Genomic DNA, 16,998 nt, shown 5'->3' with positions numbered 1-16,998 from the left:
GCATGGCCAAAATCCGTATTGCGACACGCAAAAGTGCCTTGGCACTTTGGCAAGCCGAATTTGTGAAAGCCGAGTTGCTGAAATATCATGCTGATTTAGATGTTGAATTAGTCCCGATGTCGACGCAAGGCGATAAAATTTTAGATACGCCGCTGGCGAAGATTGGCGGTAAAGGTCTGTTTGTTAAAGAGTTAGAAACCGCCATATTGGAAGACCGAGCCGATATTGCCGTACACAGTATGAAAGATGTGCCGGTAGCGTTTCCTGAGGGCTTACAGTTACAAACAATTTGCTTACGCGAAGATCCGCGTGATGCCTTTGTTTCTAACCAGTTCCGTAGTTTAGCTGAATTGCCACAAGGCGCTGTTGTGGGCACTTCGAGTTTACGTCGGCAATGCCAAATAAAAGCCTTACGGCCTGACTTACAAGTGCGTGATTTACGCGGTAATGTTAATACTCGGCTCAAGAAACTTGATAACGGGGAATTTGCAGCGATTATTTTGGCTGCGGCCGGGCTGATACGTTTAGGTTTTGCTGAGCGTATCGCCAGCTATTTAACCGTCGACAGCAGTTTGCCAGCTAACGGTCAAGGAGCAGTGGGTATCGAGTGTCGTAGTGATGATGCTCAGGTACAAGCCCTGTTAGCCCCTTTAGAGCACAATCTAACGCGGCAATGTGTGTTGGCTGAGCGAGCTATGAATCGCGCGCTACAAGGGGGTTGTCAGGTGCCTATTGGTGCTTTTGCTATATTAGAAGGTGAACAACTGTGGCTGCGAGGTTTAGTTGGCTCACTGGATGGTCAGCAGATTATTCGTGATGACGTTCGCGGTAGCATCGATGCTGCAGAGCAATTAGGTCAGCAATTGGCTGAACAATTGTTGGCAGCAGGCGCCGGAGAGATCCTCGCTGCTGTTTATCAGCAAAGTTAGCGCTTACTATGTTCTTAATTACGCGCCCTGCTGGCAAAGCAGACCATTTACTGGAATCATTAGACAGCTACGGTATTCCCTATCTGTATCAGCCGGTGATTACTACACAAATGGTGCAATTAAAACCGAAAGATATTCGCTGGCTAGAACAAGCGGATAGCTTAATTTTTGTCAGCATCAGTGCGGTGAACACCCTAGAGCAACAAGTTACAGTGAAACAATTGCCGGGGCGCTTATTTGCTGTCGGTGCCACCACCGGTGCCGCTTTGCAACGTTGGACTGGGCGTCAGGTGATCATCCCAGAAGATCAGCGCAGTGAAGGCTTGTTAGCACTACCAGAGTTGAACAGCGTTGCAGAGCAACAAGTGGTGGTGGTGCGAGGTAATGGCGGTCGTGAACTGATTAAACAAACCTTGGCGCAACGTGGTGCCACGGTGCGTTATGTGCAAAGCTATAGCCGTTTGCCATTGCCGTTAGATGGTGCTCAGCTGAAGCAGCAATGGCAACAGCAGGGCGTGCAGTGTATCGTAGCCACGAGTAATGAAATTTTGCAGCGCATTTTTGGGTTAGTGCCCACAGAGCAGCATGCTTGGCTTGCTCAACAACATTGGATCCTAGTTAGCCCACGGGCACGCGACAGTGCGCTGGCGCTAGGGATCCCACTACAGCATATTCATCTAGCAAGCAGCGCCAATGACGATGCCTTGTTAGAAGCGGTGACGCAGTTTAAGAGGAACATTCTATGAGTGAGCAAGGGCAGGCGACCGTTTCGGAAAAAGTGACAGCACCCGCTGAGGTTGCATCCGATACGACCCACACGGAATCATCAAATACACCGCCGCGCAAAAGTAATGGTCTGGCTTGGTTTGCCATTTTTCTTGTGTTGTCATTAACCGCCGCTATGGTGGCGGGGGGTATTGGTTATGGCCACAATGGCAATCACTCCAACAGCAGAGCCAGATCACAGAGCAGGAAATTGAACAAAAACTGCAGCAAACGACAGCGACGATCAGTCAGCAGCAACAGCAATGGTTAGAGGTTCAGCAACAAAAACAGTTACGCTTGCAGCAAGAGTATCAACAAGCGATGCAGCAAGATCGTGAACAATTGCAAATGCAAATACAGAGCTTACGCCAGCAAGTGCAACAGCGTGATGGCGCACCGCCACAACACTGGGTATTGATGGAAGTACGTTTCTTGTTAAAGCGAGCGAGTCAAAGTTTGGTCTTGCAACAAGATGTGCAAAGCGCGCGTTGGTTGTTGCAAGCAGCGGATGAGCAACTTGCTAAGCTAGATAATGTGCTGTTGTTAATCGTTCGACAAGCAATTAAGGATGATCTGGCTGCGCTGCAACAAGTCCCTAAAACGGATTTTTCACCGTTATATTTGCAGCTCGGTCAATTACGCCGGCAAAGCATGCAGCTACCATTAAAACAGCAAGAGCAACGTTTAATTCCTTCGCATCAACCGAATGATGATTTAGGCAATTGGCGTGAAAATCTGTCAAGTTATTGGGAGCAAGTATCAGGTAAATTATTCAATGTGCGTGCTGCGCAACCCCAAGATTTTTTCAGTTTATCTTCAGAGCAGCAAATTACGGTGCGCTTAAGCTTACAGCAGCAGTTATTGCTTGCGGAGCTGGCAATTTTACAGCAAGAGCCGGAAGTGTATCAGCACGCATTACAACAAGCCGCCGATTTATTGCAGCGTTACTTTGCTGCCGAAGATCCTATTGTGCAGCAAACCAGCGCTAGCATTGTCGAATTAGCTTCGGCTGCGATGCAAAAGCCCGCATTGCCCACTCTGCAAAGTATCAATCAGTTAGACCGACAACTTAGTATCATAACGGAGGCTAATTATGAGTAAGCTGTTGATCCTAACAGCAGTCTTAATTCTAGCCATGTTGCTGGGGCCGGTGTTCATTAATAACCCTGGTTATATCAAGATTGTTGCAGCAGGTTACACCATTGAAATGACCTTATTAGGCTTATTTGTGGCCGTCATCGCTGTGGTGTTAGTGTTAAAAATATGCTTAATATTGCTGCGGAAATTAGCTTATTGGCAGCAATTTTCGCTAAACTTCTTTCGTGGTAGGCGTCAACGCAAAGCGCGAGAATCTTTTGCCATTGGTCTGCAAGCGTATGCGCGGCAACAATGGCCTTTGGCCAGCGAAGAGTTACAACATGCTTTGTTAGATCCCCAATACGTGAATGAAAAACGCATGTTGGCCAGTTATGCCAGTTTTTATGCCGGCAATAGCGAGCATGCAAATGAATTAGCTGCGGCGTTAACGGCCGATGAAAGTAGCACGACCTTTGTGCAAGCTGATTTGATGCTACAACAAAATAAACCTGGGCAAGCATGTCGTTTATTGTCGGCACATCTTAATGCTGCGAAAACCGATCCCGCTTTAGGGCAATTGTATCTGCAAGCACTAAAACAAGCCGGCCAATGGCAAACGCTGCTGCAAACTATTCCGTTATCATTAACTCAGCAATGGTTTGGTAAAGCAGAATGGCCGTTGCAGCGTTATGCTGTTTATCCTGCGGCATTGAGCCAACTGAGTGCGCAGCAAGGTTTTAGCGAAGAGTCTGAAATTTGGCAAGCGTTACCGTCAAAAGAGCGTAAATCGGCGGCTGCGATGTTGGGCTTAGCATGGGCGCAAGCTCAGGCGGGGCAATGTGAGCGTGCTGAACAGCGTTTAGTTCAAGCACTCACCTTAGAAGACTTACCGGCAGCTTGGCCTTACTTAAAACAGATCCCGTTAAATAACTCAGTATTAAAGTTACGTAAAGAAGTGCAGCATTGGCTACGCTCTAGCCCCTCTAATGGCTATATTTACGCGGTACTTGCCTACTTAGCCGAGCAAGAAGGCGATCGTGAGCAAGCCAGTATGGCGTGGCAAAAAGTACGGCAATATAACCCCGAGCTGTGTCGGTAATTTTGCAAGGCTTGGCCGCGGTAACAAACCGCGATGCCAAGGTGTTAATTTTGGGGAGTATGCCGGGGGCTCAGTCGCTCGCCAGCCAGCAGTATTATGCCCACCCGCGTAACGCCTTTTGGCCCATTATGGCATCGTTATGCGGTTTCTCTGTCAATCTCGCTTATCACGAGCGCTTAGTCTTATTGCGACAACATGGTTTTGCGTTATGGGATGTGCTGGCGCATTGTCAACGTCAGGGCAGTTTAGACAGCGCCATTCGCCATGAGCAAGCCAACGACTTTAATCATTTCTTAGCCGAGCACGGTCAGTTAAAACTGATCGCTTTTAATGGTGCCAAAGCACAGCAAAGTTTTAACAAGCAGGTATTGCCAACGCTAGCCATCACACCCCCGCGATTGTTAACCCTTCCTTCAACTAGCCCGGCACATGCGGCGATGTCTTTTGATGCTAAATTGCAACAATGGCTGCACATTAAACAACGCTAGCTGTTATATGACGGCTAAGCATGAAAAATCGTGTTTTTCGCGCTTGAGAAATATGCAGCTGTAAAATGTCGACTGATGTTTTAATGTGGTGTTTGTTGTTGCGCTAAAGTGCTTTTGGTGTAGCATAAGTGTGTTTTTCAATATAGCAAGGATTAACAATGAAGCGCTTATGGATTTTGCTCCTGACATGGCTATGTAGCATGCCTCTTTCAGCTGATTGGAATACGGCAATGACGGCATACGACAAACAAGATTATGCGGTAGCTAAAACGGAATTTGAACGCTTGGTTCCTTTCGGCAACGAAGAGGCTATTTTTAATTTGGGCGCGATGTATCACCTCGGTGAAGGTGTACCGCAAGACAGTATTTTAGGTCTGGCGCATTTTATGTTGGCAGCAGAGCTAGGTAAGCCTAACATTTCCCATGTGGTCACGGGTTTACAGCAAAACCTAACCGCGTCGCAGTTAGCCCTAGTTGACACACAATTACAGCGTATCCGGCAACAAGTAAAAGTGCCAATGTTGACATCGATTGATGACAACGATAAAACTAAAGCGCCACAAGCGGTGAAGCGTGTTCAGGCAAAATACCCCGCGGCAGCGGCGGCAAAGGGGCAGTTTGGCTATGTGGCTATGCGCTTTTTGGTTGATGGCAAAGGTAATGTGCAAACCATTAATGTGGTGGACTCATTTCCTAACAACGTGTTTGATAGGGAGGCTATTAGAGCGGTAAGTCGTTGGAAATACGAAGCCAGTGGCAAAAGCCATATATTTAGCGCAGAGCTAAATTTTTTCCTCGAGGGTGGTGTCAATGTTGCAAAAGTTGATGATTTAATACAGCAGCATCAACTATGGCAAGGCGCGTTAATCGGCTCACCGCAACATCAATTTATGCTAGGCCATTTGTTACGTCTGGTTAATATACAAAACAGTAACTACATTTCTATCGACCGAGATATGCCGATTACGGCAGAGTTAGATTTATCTGTTTTTAAACCGATGAATAAATTGGAAGTCGATTTTAGTGGTTTTGTCGGTTATGCGGTGGTGCGAATAGCCGATGACGGCACTATTGTTGAGCAAATTTATGCCGATATTGACCCCAGTAGTCATGTGCAAAATTTGTTGGGGTTAAAGTTAAAAGGCAAGATAGATCACGACGTTTATCAAATCATGAAGTACAGTCATGTTTCAGCGCATCGTGCGCCCTGGGTTAGCGCTTCTTTTAAGATGCCGCAAAGTTATTCTGCACGTTTTTGGTGGGATAAAGCCGCGAAGAATGGCAGTAAAGAAGCGCAACGTATCATGGCCGCTTATGATAAGCGCTGGGAGCAGTATTTATTAGAGCAAGAAGATGCCGAGGCGATGGCCTGGGTAGGCAGCCGCTTACTGTTAGAAGGGCAGCGTGCGAAAGGTTTAGCCTTGTTAGATGCTGCTATCGCCAAGCAGTATCAACCGGCGAAAGAGTTAAAAAAGCAATTGCTATAAGCAACTCTAGTTATTATGAACAGCGGCGAAAAGCCGCTTTTTTTGAACTTCAATTAAGCGGGTTTGGATAGTTAGCCATTCATTAACTAGCGACAACAGTGCTATAAAATACTTAATGCAACTAAACGACGGTGAGCTTATCTAAACAGAACACTTTATCTTGAGGCCAGCAGTAACCTGGTTATGTGAGTGAACGTTGCTTAATGGTTAAACTAAAACAGCTATTTCGGGAATATGCAGCAGCCTTTGCTTGGGCATTATTGTTGCACAGCCTCGTGTTGGTTTTGTTATTACACACCACGCTACTAAAACCGGTTGCTTTGCCACAAGCCGAGCCGATCAGCACCTTTCTTTATCAACCAGCAATTAAATCGCCAGAGCCTGTTGCAGAAATGAAAGTAGAGCGTCCAGTAAAGGAACCTTTGGCTCATGCAGATAAGATCGCAGCAAAACAGGCTGCAGCTAGCCACATTAATCATTCCATCAAGCCGCTTCAAGTCAGTGCTACAATCGTTAGCAAAGCGCGGCAGGACGAGCCAGTGTTAGCCTCAAGAGACATTAACTCCTTGCCTATTACGCCAAGGTCCAGCTTAGCTGAGCGTAGTTTAAAGCAATTAGCGCAGCCTAATCAGCAAGCGTTAGCACAAGCCGCTGACGCGAGCTATCAACAATGGCAGCAACAGCAGCTGCAACCCAGGATAACGGTAGCCAAACAACATCAGCAAGCCAGTGCCAATCCAGAAAAAGCCGTGTTATTTACTTATAATGATGGCCAGCAATTGGTGAAGCTCGGTGACAACTGTTTAATCGTCGATCCACAACTCAGTGGCTTTGAACAAATGATGCAAGCTAAGGGCGCACCTTGCAAAGAGAGTGATGATGCGCTGTTGTTTCGTCAAACCATGGCCAAGTGGTTAAGCCGTTAATCACGCTGAACCTTATAAGCACAAAACGATATTAACTTGGGGCGCTATAGCGAGTATCAGCCACAATCATTGCTTATCATCATCGACTAAAGCTAATTTCGAGTTAGTGGCTTGCCTGAGATCATTGCGGGATAATTGATAAGGGCAAGCCAGCTGACAATTTACTCTGCTAAATGCTGCTCTAGACGCTGGCGCAGATCACCCTCAATGGCTACCGCTTTACCGGTTTTTTGATCCAGGCAAACGAATGTCACTTGAGCATCTGCCGCAATAGCGTCGGAACCGGCTATCCGAACTTCCTGAGTGACCACCGCGCTCTTGCCTCCCACTTTACTAAAACGTGTATACACTTCTAGGGTTTGGCCCATGGTCGCTGCCACGCGGTAGTTAATATTGATATTGACAATTACCCAGGCCAAATTGTGTTGGCTAAACCACTGAATATCCCCGCTGTCTTCTAAATACCCCCAACGGGCTTCTTCTAAAAACTCTAAATAGCGGGCGTTGTTTACATGTTGATAAATATCTAAATGATAGCCCCGAACTTTAATCACTGTTTTATGTTGCATCTATAGCACCTATTTTTAGTGTATTTGCTCTGATTTTGGCATAGTTCGTACACCGCTGCCAGTGACCATTATGTTTTAATAGTTGACGCTTAACACGCCTTTGTTAATATGCTGATAACTGCTTCATAAATAAAACGCTTATATGTTAAGGATGAATCGATGCGATTAATTTTAGTACTAGGATTATTGCTACTCAGCTTTGGAGTGCGGGCTGATTGGCTGAGCGCTTTGCAAGCATATGAAAATAAACAATACGCTGTGGCAAAAACAGGTTTCACTAATTTATTACCCTTAGGTAATGCCAATGCCGCTTTTAACCTTGGTGTGATGGCATATTATGGTGAAGGTCAGGAAGTTGATCTCGAACAGGCCTTAACTTATTTTTTACTTGCAGAACAATTACAGCATGAACAAGCTGGAGACATTGTTAAGCGTATTTATGAAGAAGCAAGCACAGCACAGCGAGCTGGTGCAGAAGAAGCTGCAGCTAAAGCATTAGCGGGAGTATTTATCAAAAAAAATGCTCAGCGCTATCAGTTAAGTAAAGAGCAACCGCCAGCTGAAATATCCACACCGATGCCCGACATTCCCAATGATGTCACCAGAAAGTATCCATTTGGTTATGTCGTTGTACAGTTTTTAGTGGATGGTGAGGGGCGGGTAAAAGTTGCCGATGCCGTAGACGGCTTCCCAGAAGGGGCTTTTGATCCTTATGTTTTCCGCACTATGGGGCGTTGGCAATATGAAGCAACCGGTAAAGCCCATTTGATGTCGGTACGTCTGAGTTTTTGGGCCACAGGTTCAATGAATGCGCGTTCTGCTAATCAGATTATCAAGGGGCAAAATTTATGGTCTTATGCGCAACTGGGCTCGAGTAAGCATCAAGAAATGCTAGGCAGCGTATTAAATTTAGTTTCGATGGTGTCAGGTGCTGAAGTGTATATCGACGAAGATTTGCCCGCACCAGCCAATGAACCCGATGTGTCGGCATGGTTTGAAAGCAGAAAATTTGATATCAACATCCCGGGTTTGGCCGGATCAGTCAGCGTAGCAACTAACGAAAAAGGTGAAATTGTTCGATTGTTGGATGCCAGTGAGTTAACTCATCCCGCGGCAGAAACACTGCAGGGAATGCGGATCCGTGGTGCTAATAGTGGCTTTTTCCGGTTAAGTAATAGTTTATCGCAAGATCGTTCGTTTAGCCGTGTTAGTAAGAAAAACAGCATTTTGGTTGAACAATATCATGCCGTTCATCAAGAGTTGACAGCGGGTTACTGGTGGAAAACCGCGGCTGCAAATGGTGATCGCCGAGCACAGCGTATTTTAGGTGCGCAACGCGAAGATTGGCAGTTCTATCTTATTCAACAGCAAGATCCGCTCGCGACGGCCTGGCATGGTGCACGTTTATGGTTAGATGGCGAAGCCGCAGAGGGTAAAGCGCTATTAGAGCAAGCGCAAGCCGCAGGTTACAAGCCAGCGAGCGAGTTATTACAAGCTTTAAGTTTGTAGTGCGCTTAGCTATTCAAACCGCGCTAATTGAGAAATAGTGAAAACTAAGGAAGATAGAATGCGTTTTATAACACTCGTATTGCTGATGCTGACAACCTTCGCCGTGCAAGCGGATTTGCTGGTGTCTTTACAAGCCTACGAAAATAAAAAATATAGCGAAGCAAAAGCGGGCTTTATTACGCTATTACCACTAGGTAATCCCGATGCAGCCTTTAATCTAGGCGTGATGGCTTATTATGGTGAAGGACAAGAGATTAATCGGGTAGAAGCATTAAGCTATTTTTTACTTGCAGAAAAATTACAGCATCCAGATGCCAGCACTATCGTGCAACGCGTGTATGCCGAAGCAAGCAGCGATGAGCGTTTGCAAGCCGACGCTGCGGCAGCTAAAGCTTTTGCTGCGGTCATTATTAAACAGGATGCGCAACCTTACCAGCTTAGTAAAGAGCAGCCTCCGGCCGCCATTAATACACCGATGCCGATAATCCCGGAAGAAGTCACCAGAAAGAATCCGTTTGGTTTTATCGTATTACAGTATTTAGTAGATGGTACGGGAAGGGTGCAGGTTGTTGATGTATTGGATAGTTTTCCGGTTGGTGCTTATGATTTTCACGCTATGCGCGAGCTGCGCCGCTGGGAATATGCAGCGACCGGTCGTCCGCATTTAATGTCGGTGCAGTTAAATTTTTGGATAGCCGGCGTGATGGATGCTGGCAGCGCGAATAGGATTGTTAATCAAAATAACCTCTGGACTTATGCACAAGCGGGCTCTGCTCGGCATCAAGAAACGTTGGGTAGCGCGCTAAATGTGATTTCTATGGTATCCGGTGCTTTAGTTTATGTAGATAAAGATTTGTCGGAGCCTGGTGATAAGCTGGATTTAACAACTTGGTTTGACAGTAGAAAACTGAAAATTAATATTGAGGCATTTGATGGCGAAGTAACAGTGCAAACCAATGCAAAAGGCGAAATCGAGCGTGTGTTGCAAAGCGATGAACTTATTGCACCCGAGGCAGAGACGTTGCTGGGCATGCGCATTCGTGGCGGCAAAGAAGGCATTTTTCGACTCAGTAACAGCACTAAACAAGAACGCACTTTTAGTCGCTTGGTGAATCGCCCGACTATTTTGATACAGCAATATGTGCCAGTGCATGAGCAGTTAACGGCAGAGTATTGGTGGCGTACAGCCGCGACAAATGGCGATCGTCGCGCACAGCGTATATTAGGCGCGAAGCGCGAAGATTGGCAGTTCTATCTGATCCAACAGCAAGACCCGTTGGCGGCGGCCTGGCATGGTGCACGTTTATGGTTAGATGGAGAGAAGACCGAAGCTAAAGCCCTGCTAGAGCAAGCGCAAGCCGCAGGTTACAAGCCTGCGACTGAACTATTACAAATATTAAGTTTATAGTTAGATATAAGCAAACGCATCAGCAAACATGTGCTCGCGATGGCCGCCTTGCGCGATAAAAGCCTCGCGAGCCACCCCTGCCATTGCAAAGGGGCCAGCCATATAAATGTCGTAGGCTTCAAGAGACACAATATCTTGCAACACGGCTTCATGCACTAAGCCGCGGCGACCTTGCCAATGTGCGCTAGGCTCTTGCACCACCGGGATCACTTGATATTTACGATTGCTGGCTGCCCAACTCGCCAATTCGGTCTGGTAATACAAGGCGTCTTCGCTTTTCACACCCCAGTACAATAATACCGGGATGTCTTTTTTCGCAGCCGCGATTGCCAAGGCAATACTGTGTACATAAGAGAACCCGGTGCCACCGGCTAATAACACGATGGGGCGATCACTGTTCGCTTGCCAAGCGGCATGACCCAGACCGACTTCAACTTGAACCGGCTCACCGGCAGCAAATTGTTGCTGTAGATGAGTTAACGCTGCGCCAGACCAGTTATCTCCCGCTGCCGCGCCAATGTGCAATTCCAACAACGGCTGTTCTGGGGTGCTGGCGATAGAGAAAGGTCTTTTATCTGTTGCGGTCAGACACAGTTGTAAGTATTGACCGGCAATAAAGTTAACGGGCGCAGCTGGCGCGAGTACAACTTTACTGACAACGTGAGTAAGAGCTTCAATGGCAACAACCTGACAAGCAATAGCGTTCATAAACATCTCATGTTAAGCGGGGTTAACCGCGTATAAAAGGGTGGTGTAGTTGCAGATCGGACTGGGCATAAGCCACGCAACAGTAAACAAATCGCTGCTGACGGTCAACGTCCGTTAATGGGCTTGGCTCGATATAGCTCACGTTACCGTCACGTAGTTTACACACGCAACTGGTGCATACGCCCTGCTGGCATCGATAAGGAAAATCAATACCCTGGCGCAGCGCGGCCTGCAGAATAGTTTCTTCAGGCAGCACTTCGAAACTTAACTGCGCTGGCAGTACCGTGACCTTATGGCTCATGGTTTGGCCGCGGGTAAAGTGATGCCCAGGCTTGGCCATAAACTATCAACCCGCTGCTTAATTTCGTCAGACATCACAATTGGCTCGCCCCATTCACGAGTGGTTTCACCTGGCCATTTATTGGTGGCGTCCATACCCATTTTTGACCCTAATCCCGATACAGGTGAAGCAAAATCAAGATAGTCGATCGGCGTGTTTTCAATCAGCGTGGTATCGCGCGCGGGGTCCATACGGGTGGTAATGGCCCAAATCACATCTTGCCAATCGCGGGCATTGATATCGTCATCGCAGACAATCACAAATTTAGTATACATAAACTGGCGTAAGAACGACCACACACCCATCATTACGCGTTTGGCATGGCCAGGATACTGTTTTTTCATCGTGACAACGGCTAAACGGTACGAACACCCTTCAGGGGGTAAGTAAAAGTCGGTAATTTCCGGAAATTGTTTTTGCAAAATGGGCACGAACACTTCGTTCAGTGCGACGCCCAAGATAGCCGGTTCATCTGGTGGACGGCCGGTGTAAGTACTGTGATAAATCGGATCTTTACGGTGTGTAATATGCGTTACAGTAAATACTGGGAAGTTATCGACTTCATTGTAATAACCCGTGTGATCCCCGTAAGGCCCTTCGGGCGCCATTTCACCCGCTTCAATGTAGCCTTCAAGCACAAATTCAGCGCTGGCCGGCACCTGCAAGTCGTTACTAACGCATTTAACCACTTCGGTGTTATCACCACGTAATAATCCGGCAAAACCATATTCAGACAGCGTATCAGGTACAGGCGTAACGGCACCTAAAATGGTGGCCGGATCGGCGCCCAGTGCTACCGACACCGGGAAGGGTTTACCCGGGTGAGCTTTTTGCCATTCAAAGAAATCTAAAGCGCCGCCACGATGCGATAACCAGCGCATAATCAGCTTGTTTTTGCCCAGCACTTGTTGACGATAAATACCCAAGTTTTGGCGGTCTTTATGCGGTCCTTTGGTTACGGTAAGACCCCAGGTAATCAGGGGGGCGGCATCGCCCGGCCAGCAAGTCATAACGGGCAACTGGGTCAAATCGACCTCATCACCACTAAGTACGACTTGTTGGCAAACGGCTTTTTTCACCTGTTTGACCGACATATTTAGAACTTGTTTGAAAATAGGCAATTTACTAAAGGCATCTTTCAGCCCTTTTGGTGGCTCGGGTTCTTTTAAAAAAGCCAACAATTTACCGACTTCACGTAAGGCCGCCACATCTTCTTGGCCCATACCCAAAGCCACTCGCTGAGGTGTACCAAATAGGTTGGCTAATACTGGGATCGAATACCCTTTTGGGTTTTCAAACAATAACGCTGGGCCACCGCCACGCAGAGTACGGTCGGCAATTTCAGTCATTTCCAATACCGGATCGACAGGCTGTTTGATGCGAATTAATTCACCACGTTGTTCTAACTGCGCGATAAAATCACGTAAATCTTTATATTTCATTGGTTGCCTTCATCAGTGACAGCGTAAGACGGTGCCTCATCTTGCGACTATTATACATTTCTACTGGACGACTGCCAGTTTTAGCCTGCTATGCGGCTGGCATCGCTGCTGACGCGACTTATACTGTTGTTAACACATTTCGACGGGTTATACGATGCAAGAGCAAGAAGGGGTTATAAAATTTCAATTGTTTTATCAAGCTGCGCCATTACCTGCCAACATAGATATTACCGAGTTAAATGCGTGGCGTACGCTTTGTGTACAAACGGGCATGTTAGGGCAGCATCCTGAGCGCTATGATAATTATGGTTTTGGGAATATTAGTCAGCGGGTCGCAGGTGGTGTACACTTTATCATCAGTGGCACGCAAACGGGTGGTAAACTGCAGTTAAGCGCAGCAGATTACGCGCTGGTCACCGCTTGTCAACCGGAATTAAACCGAATTAGCGCACAGGGCGTAACTAAACCCTCTTCTGAAGCGATGACACATGGCCAGCTTTATCAGTTACTGCCACAGGTTAATTTTATTATTCATGCGCATTGCCCGGCGATTTGGCAGCATGCAGATGCACTAGCGTTAGCGCAAACGGCTGCGCAAGTGCCTTACGGTACGGTGGCGATGGCGGAGGAAGTATCCCGCTTGTTTCAACAAAGTGAGGCCGCGGCACAAGGTATCTTCACTATGGCAGGGCATGAAGATGGTGTGGTGACCTTTGGCAAGAATGCTGAAACCAGCTTTCAAATTCTAATGCGTTATTATGCGGCTGCGCTGGCGCTTGGTGCGACACCAAATCGGTGATTGTCTTTGATAAATTATCAAAAAGCAGTCACAATCCAATAATGTTATTTTGTCTCATTTTTACTCCCAATAGAGAGCGCATTTTATGCAGTTTCCCGATTCAGTTAAACAACAGAGCTGCCAAGATTGTTTAAGTGGTCAAGATTTGGGTTTTGAGATCCGTATGGCATTTCAACCGATTATCGATTGGCACACGCAGCAGATTGTTGCTTACGAAGCGCTGGTACGCGGGCCAAACGGTGAAGGTGCAGGTTGGGTTTTCTCTCGGATAAACGATAGCAATAAATATTACTTTGATCAGGCTTGTCGGGTAAAAGCCATTGAAACCGCTGCGCGTCTAAAATGCAGTACCTATTTGAATATTAACTTTTTGCCGAACGCGGTGTATAACCCAGAAACCTGTATTAAAGCCACCATTGAAGCAGCCGATCTCTATGGCTTTGATTTAACCAAGCTAATTTTTGAAGTGACTGAAGGTGAGCAGATCCCAGATAAAGCGCATTTGAATCGCATTTTTCGCAGTTATGCTAAACGTGGCTTTCAAACTGCGATTGATGATTACGGCTCGGGTTTTGCAACATTAGATTGGCTAATTGAGTTAAGACCTCACTTATTAAAGCTAGATATGGAACTGATCCGGAATATTCACCTTAACTGCGCAAAACAATTTATTGTGGCCAAAACAATCGAGCAATGCGAGTTGCAAGGTACCAAGGTGTTAGCTGAAGGCATTGAAACAAAAGAAGAATTAGATTACTTAGTGGGTATTGGTGTGCGCTTGTTTCAAGGATATTATTTTGCCAAGCCGGCTTTAGAAGCGTTGACACCGCTAGAAGGCTTAACAGGGATGAAAGCGTTAAATTAAACGTATAACCCAAAACAAAATAAACAAGGCGCCTTAAGGCGCCTTGTTTATTTTGGTGGTAACTTAGAAGTTATAAGATACCCGGCCATACACTAAGCGGCCTGAACGTCCGAACGGTGAATAGTTCGAGAACGAGGTAGCACCTGTGGTATTTAAGTTAATGGGGTTAGCATCTGGATATTCATCAAAGATGTTATCAGCACCCACTGCCACGGTCCAACTATCGTTAAAGTCATAGCGGCCTTCCAAATCCATCAAGACTTTCGGACTTAATGTCAGATCAGTGGCTGCAGTAGTGCCCGGTGATAATACCTCACCGTAACGAGTTGCTTTAAAGGTCGCGCTGAAGTTGTCATAACTCCAGTTTACCGTGGCACCAAATTTATCTTTGGGTGCGCCTTTTTCAAACGTCAGTACATTAACACGACCAAATAATGTTGGCGCTGGATCAAGTGCTGACAACTCTGCGGTTGCTGGTACTGCGGTGACTTTCGTTTCGTTAATATTACCGACCACCGTAAAGCTGAACAAACCAAAATCTTCAGTTGGTGTTGACCAGTTAATAACAACATCCACACCTTGTGTTTCGGTATCTACACCATTGATAAAGAAACGACCACCACCGATACCGATAAAGCCTTGCGAGCTTAAATAATCGCGCACGTTTGTTTGAGTTAAGTTTTCTGATAACACGATACGATCATCGATATCAATGCGATAACCATCTACCGTGATAGAAACACCGCCCACGTTAAATACGGCACCTAATGAGTAGTTTACTGACTCTTCAGCATCTAACGGTTTGGCACCTAACGCTTGCGCAACCGGGTTGCTTACCGGGAAAGTCGTGATATCAAAGGGTACACCGTTGATAAAGTTAGTTGAGGTAGCAGTAAAGTTTTGTTGCTGTAGCGATGGGGCACGGAAACCGTTTTGTAATGAACCACGAATACCAAAGTCATCGGTAAAATCGTAGCGTAACGCAGCTTTACCGGTAACATTACTGCCAAAATCAGAATAATCTTCAGCGCGCAGCGCCACTGAGCCCAGCATGTTATCCGTGATATTTGCTTCTAAATCGACATAAGCACCAACAGCACGACGTGTTTCACGCACTTCGTTAGACGGGCGGAAGCCGGGGAACACCTGCGCGCCAGAAGCCGTTGGGTTACCATTGGATAATAGTTCGCCGCCATTGCGCCATGAATCAGGTTCACCGGCGAAAATACCGTAACGTTCACGGCGTAATTCAATCCCGGTAGCAATGTTTAACGGCGAGGCTAGCGAGTCAACATTAATCGATCGTACACCGGATAAGTTAAACACGGTTTGGCCATAACGGAAGCCACCAGCATCAAACTCGGTTTTGCTGGTTGGGCCGATTGAGCGGTTTAAGGTGTTTTCAATAGTGAAGGCCATACGGTTCTGACCCCAAACTAAAGACGTATCAACGGTCCACTCGCCGACATCAAATTCATAACCTACCGCAGCACTGGCATCCGTTACATCGGGTGCAATAATTGGTAAGAAACCGTCTGGGTAGATCGCCAGAATATTGCGGGAATCGTTGGCTGGGCGATAGAAACCGCCTGAACGCGCTTCACGATCTTGGTAGCTTAACCAAGCATAAATTTTACCGTTATCTAAGGTTTTACCGGCATTTGCAAACAAGGTAAATTGCGATAATTCAGGCTCACCATACCAAGCACTGAAGCGGTTGAAGTAGGTTTCACGCGTATCATATTGGCCATTGACCAAAGGATACTGTTGACGATAATCCCAGCCGCCACGCTCTGTGCGCTCGGCGTCTTTGTATTCTGCAGATACGGTGAGGAAAGCATCTTTGCCAAGTTCAAAACCACGCCAGCCGCTCAAGGTTAGCGTTTCACCGTCAGTACGACTTCGCTCAAGATTAGCTGGTGCACTCCAAGTGGCGCCTGTTGGGGTCGGTGTTGTTGGCGTGGTATAGCTGGTTTCACGCCAGCCATAAGACGAGGTAAAGTTACCGCCTTCACTCGCTTCGCGTAAACGAATGTTTAATACCCCGGCAATGGCATCTGAGCCATATTGGGCTGAAGCACCATCACGTAATACTTCAACTGCGTTAATCGCTGCGGTAGGAATGGTATTTAAATCAACAGCAGAAGAGCCACGGCCCACAGTACCGTTTACGTTAACCAAAGCAGCGGAATGGCGGCGCTTTGAGTTAACTAGCACCAGAGACTGATCTGGCCCTAAACCACGTAAAGTAGCTGGGCGCACGGTATCAGTACCATCGCTTAAGCCTGGACGCGGAAAGTTAAAAGACGGTAGCGCGGTTGATAGTACTTGATTCAGTTCGGTTGAACCTGCTCGAGTTAAATTTTCTGCGCTGATAATATCGATTGGCACGGCAGTATCAGACACCGAACGACCGGCAACCCGAGTACCCGTAACAATAATCTGCTCAATTTTTTCTGCTTTTTCATCGTTTTCGCTGGTATTGCTTTGTTGCGCTATTGTTAGCGGTGTAAACAACGCTAAGGTAATAGCTAACGCAATAGGATGCGGTTTTATTTGATGCATGAGAGTTATCCCTTTGTTATTT

The 16,998-nt window shown here is 46.8% G+C and carries 16 protein-coding genes; 11 read left to right on the top strand and 5 right to left on the bottom strand.

Translation table 11 applies throughout. The annotated features are described in order from the left end of the window. Positions 1–2: 2 nt before the first annotated feature. The 7 genes from hemC to ACUJFK_RS00825 all read left to right on the top strand — a co-directional run bounded on the left by hemC (position 3) and on the right by ACUJFK_RS00825 (position 6,771). Positions 3–929, top strand: a complete 927-nt coding sequence (gene hemC / locus ACUJFK_RS00855; RefSeq protein ID WP_445425781.1) for a hydroxymethylbilane synthase — start codon at positions 3–5, stop codon at positions 927–929. An 8-nt stretch (positions 930–937) separates the two neighbouring features. Then, positions 938–1,675 carry a uroporphyrinogen-III synthase gene (locus tag ACUJFK_RS00850; protein WP_445425780.1) on the top strand — a complete coding sequence of 246 codons (738 nt, stop codon included), beginning with the start codon at positions 938–940 and terminating at the stop codon, positions 1,673–1,675. A gap of 115 nt (positions 1,676–1,790) precedes the next feature. Next, positions 1,791–2,795, top strand: a complete 1,005-nt coding sequence (locus ACUJFK_RS00845) for a uroporphyrinogen-III C-methyltransferase (protein WP_445425779.1) — start codon at positions 1,791–1,793, stop codon at positions 2,793–2,795. Next, positions 2,788–3,870, top strand: coding sequence for a heme biosynthesis protein HemY (locus ACUJFK_RS00840; protein WP_445425778.1), 1,083 nt, complete (start codon positions 2,788–2,790; stop codon positions 3,868–3,870). Before ACUJFK_RS00845 ends, ACUJFK_RS00840 begins: the two co-directional genes overlap by 8 nt. After that, complete coding sequence (locus tag ACUJFK_RS00835; protein WP_445425777.1) at positions 3,861–4,358, top strand: DNA-deoxyinosine glycosylase; 498 nt, start codon at positions 3,861–3,863, stop codon at positions 4,356–4,358. Before ACUJFK_RS00840 ends, ACUJFK_RS00835 begins: the two co-directional genes overlap by 10 nt. Before the next feature lie 158 nt (positions 4,359–4,516). Then, a complete protein-coding gene (locus ACUJFK_RS00830) occupies positions 4,517–5,845 on the top strand; it encodes a TonB family protein (RefSeq protein ID WP_445425776.1) in 1,329 nt (442 codons plus the stop codon). Between the two features lie 203 nt (positions 5,846–6,048). Then, a complete protein-coding gene (locus ACUJFK_RS00825; RefSeq protein WP_445425775.1) occupies positions 6,049–6,771 on the top strand; it encodes a hypothetical protein in 723 nt (240 codons plus the stop codon). A 161-nt stretch (positions 6,772–6,932) separates the two neighbouring features. Here the strand turns inward: ACUJFK_RS00825 and ACUJFK_RS00820 are convergent, their stop codons facing one another. After that, on the bottom strand, positions 6,933–7,340 hold the full coding sequence (locus tag ACUJFK_RS00820; protein WP_306178645.1) for an acyl-CoA thioesterase: 408 nt from the start codon (positions 7,338–7,340) through the stop codon (positions 6,933–6,935). A gap of 159 nt (positions 7,341–7,499) precedes the next feature. Between ACUJFK_RS00820 and ACUJFK_RS00815 the strand changes: the two genes are divergently transcribed. Further along, positions 7,500–8,849, top strand: a complete 1,350-nt coding sequence (locus ACUJFK_RS00815) for an SEL1-like repeat protein (RefSeq protein ID WP_445425774.1) — start codon at positions 7,500–7,502, stop codon at positions 8,847–8,849. 58 nt (positions 8,850–8,907) lie between these two features. Further along, positions 8,908–10,257, top strand: coding sequence for a hypothetical protein (locus ACUJFK_RS00810; protein ID WP_445425773.1), 1,350 nt, complete (start codon positions 8,908–8,910; stop codon positions 10,255–10,257). Here ACUJFK_RS00810 and fre read toward each other — a convergent pair whose 3' ends face one another. From fre to ubiD, 3 genes are read right to left on the bottom strand one after another with little or no spacing between them, the layout of a single operon-like run. Continuing rightward, positions 10,258–10,965 carry an NAD(P)H-flavin reductase gene (fre, locus tag ACUJFK_RS00805; protein WP_445425772.1) on the bottom strand — a complete coding sequence of 236 codons (708 nt, stop codon included), beginning with the start codon at positions 10,963–10,965 and terminating at the stop codon, positions 10,258–10,260. A 22-nt stretch (positions 10,966–10,987) separates the two neighbouring features. Continuing rightward, a complete protein-coding gene (locus tag ACUJFK_RS00800; RefSeq protein ID WP_226751419.1) occupies positions 10,988–11,266 on the bottom strand; it encodes a 2Fe-2S iron-sulfur cluster-binding protein in 279 nt (92 codons plus the stop codon). Beyond that, positions 11,263–12,747 carry a 4-hydroxy-3-polyprenylbenzoate decarboxylase gene (ubiD, locus tag ACUJFK_RS00795; RefSeq protein ID WP_226751418.1) on the bottom strand — a complete coding sequence of 495 codons (1,485 nt, stop codon included), beginning with the start codon at positions 12,745–12,747 and terminating at the stop codon, positions 11,263–11,265. The genes ACUJFK_RS00800 and ubiD overlap by 4 nt, the downstream gene beginning before the upstream one ends. A gap of 154 nt (positions 12,748–12,901) precedes the next feature. Here ubiD and ACUJFK_RS00790 point away from each other — a divergent pair, with 154 nt between their 5' ends. Beyond that, positions 12,902–13,546 carry a class II aldolase/adducin family protein gene (locus ACUJFK_RS00790; RefSeq protein ID WP_226751417.1) on the top strand — a complete coding sequence of 215 codons (645 nt, stop codon included), beginning with the start codon at positions 12,902–12,904 and terminating at the stop codon, positions 13,544–13,546. An 85-nt stretch (positions 13,547–13,631) separates the two neighbouring features. Further along, on the top strand, positions 13,632–14,411 hold the full coding sequence (locus ACUJFK_RS00785; RefSeq protein ID WP_226751416.1) for an EAL domain-containing protein: 780 nt from the start codon (positions 13,632–13,634) through the stop codon (positions 14,409–14,411). 63 nt (positions 14,412–14,474) lie between these two features. On the opposite strand, the gene ACUJFK_RS00780 is transcribed toward ACUJFK_RS00785, so the two are convergent. Next, positions 14,475–16,976 (bottom strand): TonB-dependent receptor plug domain-containing protein, encoded by a 2,502-nt coding sequence (locus ACUJFK_RS00780; protein WP_445425771.1) that lies wholly within the window; start codon positions 16,974–16,976, stop codon positions 14,475–14,477. Positions 16,977–16,998: the final 22 nt, after the last annotated feature.

The sequence above is a fragment of the Alishewanella sp. HL-SH06 genome, from assembly GCF_052656265.1.
The sequence above is the reverse complement of the archived record's forward strand: the minus strand, read 5'-3'. Positions and strand labels throughout refer to the sequence as shown.